The 6,179-nt window shown below is 63.7% G+C and carries 7 protein-coding genes; all 7 read left to right on the top strand.

Annotation, left to right across the window (positions count from 1 at the left end; all coding sequences use genetic code 11):
• Positions 1-127: 127 nt before the first annotated feature.
• The 7 genes from DDT93_RS05940 to DDT93_RS05915 all read left to right on the top strand — a co-directional run bounded on the left by DDT93_RS05940 (position 128) and on the right by DDT93_RS05915 (position 6,168).
• Complete coding sequence (locus DDT93_RS05940; protein ID WP_157960114.1) at positions 128-811, top strand: hypothetical protein; 684 nt, start codon at positions 128-130, stop codon at positions 809-811.
• Entirely contained in the window at positions 808-1,581 is a 774-nt protein-coding gene (locus DDT93_RS05935; protein ID WP_109464894.1) for a hypothetical protein, read from the top strand. The genes DDT93_RS05940 and DDT93_RS05935 overlap by 4 nt, the downstream gene beginning before the upstream one ends.
• A 792-nt stretch (positions 1,582-2,373) precedes the next feature.
• Entirely contained in the window at positions 2,374-2,592 is a 219-nt protein-coding gene (locus DDT93_RS26435) for a hypothetical protein (RefSeq protein ID WP_157960113.1), read from the top strand.
• Positions 2,589-4,004: a TolC family protein gene (locus tag DDT93_RS05930; RefSeq protein WP_232825383.1), complete on the top strand. Its 1,416-nt coding sequence runs from the start codon at positions 2,589-2,591 to the stop codon at positions 4,002-4,004. Before DDT93_RS26435 ends, DDT93_RS05930 begins: the two co-directional genes overlap by 4 nt.
• Positions 4,001-5,353, top strand: coding sequence for a multicopper oxidase family protein (locus DDT93_RS05925; protein WP_109464893.1), 1,353 nt, complete (start codon positions 4,001-4,003; stop codon positions 5,351-5,353). Before DDT93_RS05930 ends, DDT93_RS05925 begins: the two co-directional genes overlap by 4 nt.
• 58 nt (positions 5,354-5,411) lie before the next feature.
• Positions 5,412-5,714, top strand: a complete 303-nt coding sequence (locus tag DDT93_RS05920; RefSeq protein WP_109464892.1) for a copper-binding protein — start codon at positions 5,412-5,414, stop codon at positions 5,712-5,714.
• Between the two features lie 136 nt (positions 5,715-5,850).
• Positions 5,851-6,168: an SHOCT domain-containing protein gene (locus tag DDT93_RS05915; RefSeq protein ID WP_109464891.1), complete on the top strand. Its 318-nt coding sequence runs from the start codon at positions 5,851-5,853 to the stop codon at positions 6,166-6,168.
• Positions 6,169-6,179: the final 11 nt, after the last annotated feature.

The raw sequence follows: 6,179 nt of genomic DNA, 5'->3' as shown, positions 1-6,179 counted from the left end.
ACGAAATGACAAGGAAAAGGACAGGACCCCGTCCGGGGGCGGAACCGCCCCGGACGCTGGGGATAAGTCCGACCGGAGGGCAGGGATGAGGCAGGGGAACCAACAGGCTGAGAAAGGGAGACAGGTGATGAGACCAGTACCCGGGATGGAGAGGACAGCCCCCGTGGAGAGCGGGGCAGGACTGAATGCCAGACCCGAGAGCAAGCGGGGCAGGGTGCGCCGGTTGCTGGTGACACCGCTGCAGGAGGCGGGGTTCCGGCGGGCCCGCGGGGTGACGGTGGAGAAGCAGGAGGCGGAGCTCGCGAGCCTCTGCGACCACCTCGCCTATCTCTCCGATGACGGGCTGCGCGCGCTCCGGGACCTGCTGCTGCCGAAGGGGCAGGGGAAGGACCACGACATCTGGCCGAGCAAGGCGATGGTGATCGGGCACGCGGAGGCGATCGAGCCGCGCCCGATCGAGGAGCTCGAGGGGCTGCTGCGCTGGTTCCGCTCGCGGGCCGGGCCGCAGGCGCGGGCGGAGGGCACGCTGGTGGAGAGCTACCGCTACTTCCAGCGCTACAAGGTCCCGCCCTCCCGGGTGGGGCTGATGATCCGGCGGGAGGCGGAGGCCAACCGGGACAAGCTGCGCCTGGTCGAGGACCGCATGGCGCGGGAGGTGGCCTCTCCCTCGGAGCTCGGCTGGCGGCGGGTCTACCTCGCCGAGCGGGACCGGGTCTCCCGGCTGGTGGACGAGGGCGAGGCGGCACGGGCTGCGACTGAGCAGGACGAGACAGAACAGGCGACAGCAGAACAGAAGGAGAGCGAGGCATGAGCTACCACGACCCCAAGGGGTTCCGGGAGGCCCGGGAGCGGGCCCGGGCGCAGGCGGCGGCGGAGGCGGCGCGGATCGGGGCGGTGAAGGCCCGGGGCGCGGTGCCGGAGGACTGTGGCCCGGAGATCCCCGCGGCGCCGGCGCGGGGCGCCTACCAGGTGGTGCGCCCGCAGAAGCTCTACCCCGATGGCCGGGACGGCTACGTGGCCAAGGACGCGGGCTACCTCGGGCGGGCGGCGCTGCGCCATGCCGATGCCTTCGATGTCATGCGGGTGGCGGCGGCCAAGCGGAAGAAGCCCGCGCCCTTCACCGAGACACAGGTGGCCATGGGGCGGCACTACCGCGACCTGGTGGAGCGTCACGCCTCCGCCGGTATCCGCGGCTCCTCCTTCACCCGCACGCGCACGGGCGGCACCGGGCAGAGCGGGGCCTTCATCGATGCGCTCATGCAGGACCGGCAGGAGATCGATCGCCTGCACCGAAAGATCGGCTCCGGCATCGCCCTCGAAGTCCGCCGGGTCCGGCCCTCGGACCGGGGCACCCGCTCAGCCATCCCCGATCGCGCCCTCGTCGACATGGTCTGCATCGGGGACAAGACCATCAGCGATGTGCTGCGCGCCCACGGCTGGTCGGTGAACGGCCGGACCGTCGGGGCCGCCTCCACCGCCCTCGGCCACGCCCTCGATCGCATGGTCGGACCCAGGCACAAGCCCAGAGCCGCAGCGGTCCATTACGGGGATACGCCGGTCGGCCGGCAGGCGGAAGAGTAGGGCAGGCGGAATGCCGGGAGGAAGGGAGAGCGATCTCCATTCCTTACCGGCGCCCTCAAAGGGGAGGGGGAGGGTCTCCAGCTTTTTACCTTTTGCTGGAAACCGGAGGGGGACCCTTTCTCTGCGCAAAGTCGTAATTGGATAGAAAAAGCCACATCTAGGCGTCGGCTTGATACAGCGCCATGGCTTGGAGCCACGTTGCATTCTGCCACTTGGAGAGTCTTCTGGCTCCAAAGCCAAATAGATCGTGGACATGAGATGCTTTCGCCGAAACCAGAGTTGGTCGAGAGCTCCAGTTCACCGGCCGAGCTGAATAATTCGTGAGTTGCCTACCTTCTGGATTCGGAGCAATGATGCGGGTATGGTAGTGCGTTCTCTTCTGGCCATGCTCGTGATCTTGACCGGTCTGTTGGTTGCGGCCTCGCCTGTCGCAGCTTCAGCCATGTCTATTGCGAAGCTGTGCGGCATACCGGGGGACGCAGCAGTGAGCCATGTCCATGCTGCCCGGGATCACAAGGAACACTCTTCTCACCTTGTGGCTGCCGACGAAAATCCGAGTGATGACCAGAAGGCACCCGCGTGTTGTTATCATGCGTGCCTGTATGATGTGTCTGCGGTCCCGCTTTTTTCCAGGTCGGTCATACTATCAAGTAGAGCAATCTTAGCATGGTCCTCCTCTGACCTCGTTGACTTGACCCAATTGGGCGGCCTTAAGAGACCACCGAAAGCCTGATCAATTCGTCGCGTGGCGCCCATGGCGCCAGCTATGTCGATCGTCTTTCGGAGCAAATCATGAAAATTCTCTTTGCGGCTTCTTTGCCGCTTGCGCTCTGGGGCTGCACTCAGCCCTTCGAGCCGCCTGTCGCCACGCCGTTGATCCGCGCGGCAGACCCGAACCTTGCCATGTCGGCGACACCCGGACCGTCCGTTGTCCACACGTCGCACCCAATCGTCGAACCAGAGGACTGGCGCCAGTTGAATGACGCCCAGGCACCGGGTGGATCGTCATGAAGCACTTGGCAAAACTATCCATTCTTGTGCTTCCCTCGGTTCTCGCCGCTTGCGCAGACGCCGGCCTCGTGCGCGAAGCATCTTCCACGCGCCCCGGCTTCTCGCTGGTCTCCGAGCGGACACGGCAGGCCACGGGCGCTTCAAGCGTCTGGGCGCTGTCCGCAGCCGAGGTCACGGCGAATGAACAGCGGGTCGGTGCCATGATAAAGGGCAAGACCATCGGGCCTGACACGGCGGTCCAGGTTGCGCTGATGAACAACCGTCGGCTTCAGGCGGTATATGCTGATCTCGGCCTGTCTGCCGCCGACCTGTGGGAAACCGCGCTTGGTCCGATCCCATCGTTTGGGGTCACCATCTCCGGCATCGGCGAAGTCGGCATCGCGAGTTCGATCGAGGCGACGATTACCGGGACGATCCTCGAGGCGGCAACCCTGAAGCCGCGCAAGGCTATCGCGGAGACCCGTTTCCGCCAGGCAGAACTGTCGGCGCTCGGCGAAACAATTGCATTGGCCAACGAAACCCGGCAGGCGTGGATTGATGCCGTTGCCGCTTTCGAAGCCGCCGGTCTTATCGGGCAGACACAGGAATCTGCCGATGCGGCCTCTGAGCTGGCGGCTGAACTGGGGCGTACCGGAGCGATGAATCGTGGGGACCAGGCGCGAGAGCATGTGTTCAGCGCGGAACTTGCGGCAGAACGTGCGGATGCCCGCCTTGAGGCCCAACTCGCCAAGGAACGGCTGACGCGGCTCATGGGACTCTGGGGGTCGAGTGTGAGTTTCTATATTCCCGATCAGCTCCCGCCTCTTCCCGGGCGCCGTCCAGGCCAAGCTGATGTTGAACGGCTCGCACTGATGCACCGGACAGACCTTGCGATCGCTCGGCTGGAACTCGAAGCCGTGGCAAGAGAATATCGGCTAGAGGGGCAGACGCGGATGCTGTCCGACATTTCTGTCGCGGCAGGCGTTGAAGCGGATCGGATGGAAACAGCTTCCGGACGTGCAACCGAGACCTCTCGCGGCCTCGAAGTAAGCTTCGAGATCCCGATTTATGACACCGGCAAACTGGTCAACCGTCGTGGCCAACTCGCCTACATGCAGGCCGCGCAGACGTTGGCACAGGATGCCATCGACGCACGGTCTTTGGCACGCTCGGCTCATGCGGCAGTCACCGGCAAGTACAATATCGCGGTGCACTGGCGGGACCAGGTCCTGCCTCTGCGTCGTGTGATCGACGAGGAGGCGCTGCGGTCCTACAACGGGATGCTCACCTCCACCTTCGAGCTGATCTCCGATGCCCGTGACGGGTTGGAGGCCCAGCTTTCAACCGCTCGAGCCAAGGCCGACTACTGGCGTGCCGAGGCCGACATGACCGCCGTGATCTGGGGCGGCTCTACCGGAGGGACCGAGGAATGAACCGCAGACAACTCCTTACTGCAGGAGCCGGCGCCGTTCTGGCTGGGGCCGCGCAGGCCCAGACCCGGTTCCGCGATCTGCCCGAAGCCGCGAGCTACGACAGTCCCGATACACAGGTGCCGCTGCGCCCAGGATCGGGACCGGATTACAATCCGGTGGTCACGCTCAATGGCTGGTCGCTGCCCTGGCGCATGAATGGCAACGTGAAGGAATTTCACCTCGTCGCAGAGCCGGTTGAGCGCGTCATGGCAACCGGGATGATCGCCCGCCTCTGGGGCTACAACGGCCAGTCGACAGGTCCGACCATCGAGGCCGTGGAGGGCGAGCGGGTGCGCATCTATGTCACCAACCGCCTTCCAGAGCACACGTCGGTGCACTGGCACGGTCTTATTCTGCCATCTGGCATGGATGGCGTCGGCGGCCTCAGCCACCCGGCGATCCCGCCCGGCAAAACCTACGTCTACGAGTTTGACCTGATCAAGTCCGGCACATTCATGTACCACCCGCATGCGGACGAGATGGTACAAATGGCCATGGGCATGATGGGTCTCTTCATCGTGCATCCGCGCGACCCCGCCTTCATGCCGGTGGATAGGGACTTCGCCTTCCTCCTCGCGGCCTACGACATCGACCCGGGCACCTACGTGCCACGCGTGGCCGAGATGACTGACTTCAACATGTGGACTTGGAACAGTCGCATCTTCCCCGACATCGATCCACTGGTCATCAATCGGGGTGACCGGGTCCGCGTGCGCTGCGGCAACCTCACCATGACAAACCACCCGATCCACATGCACGGCTATGACTTCGAGGTCACCTGCACCGATGGCGGATGGGTGCCGGAAGGCGCGCGCTGGCCGGAGGTCAGCATCGACATCCCCGTGGGCGCCATGCGCGCTTACGAGTTCACCGCCGATCACCTTGGCGACTGGGCGATCCATTGCCACAAGTCGCATCACACGATGAACGCCATGGGCCACGACCTGCCCACATTCATTGGCACCGACAAGCGCAAGCTGACCGAGATGATCCGCCGCCAGACGCCGGGCTATATGCCCATGGGCACGGCAGGCATGGCGGACATGGGCGAGATGTCGATGGAACTGCCTGACAATACCGTCCCGATGATGACCGGCTGGGGTCCATATGGCCCGCTTGAAATGGGCGGCATGTTCAGCGTGGTGAAGGTGCGCGAAGGCATCGCCGCCGACGACTACTCCGACCCCGGTTGGTATGAAAATCCGCCGGGTACCCAAGCCTGGGAATGGACAGGCGAGCTCCCCGAAGAAGCCCGCAACGACAGCCCCGAAACCATTCTAACCCCGCGTTCGCACCTATCGCGCGGATGATCCCTCCCCGGCGCCCTCCGCGCCGGGAGAATCCTCATGTCTTGAAAGGACAATCGGTATGAAAACACTTCTCGCAATCGCAGTGGCCCTTGCCACCTCTACCGCCGCCATGGCCCAGATGACCCACGATCAGGGCGATATGCCGATGGTGCATGGCATCATTACCAAGATCGACAGCAAGTGGAACCGCCTCACTATCGACCACGGCCCGCTCGAAAACCTCGACATGGGCGCCATGAAGATGGTCTTCGAGGTCGCTGATCCCTCCATGATGGAGGGACTGAGTGAAGGTCAGGAGATCGCGTTCACAGCGGATCGGGTAAAGGGCAAACTCACCGTAACAGAGATCGCGCCCGAGTAAGGCTTAAGACTTGGATGGCCGAGTGCCGCCTACCTGGTATTCGGCCATTCACGGTTTGGTGTAGTTGAGACAGATCAATGCCTTCCTTGTCGAGATGCGCAGGCTCTCCGTGCGTGTCTCAAAAAGGAAGCACACTGTGAAACGTCTTGCACTTCTGCTCGCTGTCCTCGCCAGTCCGGCCCTTGCCGACAGCGAGGGCTACGGTGGCTACGATCACATGATGGGTTGGGGCTATGGCAATGGGCTCGGCATGATGTTTGGCCCGGTTCTCTGGTTGATCGTACTCGGGCTGATCGTTGCCGGTGTCATCTGGCTGGTCCGCCGCATGGATGCGCAGCTCTCCCCGCAACCATCAAACGATCGCAGCGCACTTGCCGAGCTGGATATGCGCTTTGCCCGGGGCGAGATCGAAGCCGAGGATTATGCAGCCCGAAAAAAGTTGCTGACCTCCTGAGAGTGGGATTA

It is taken from the genome of Albibacillus kandeliae, assembly GCF_003116585.1.
In the GTDB taxonomy this organism is placed as follows: domain Bacteria; phylum Pseudomonadota; class Alphaproteobacteria; order Rhodobacterales; family Rhodobacteraceae; genus Albibacillus; species Albibacillus kandeliae.
The sequence above is the reverse complement of the archived record's forward strand: the minus strand, read 5'-3'. Positions and strand labels throughout refer to the sequence as shown.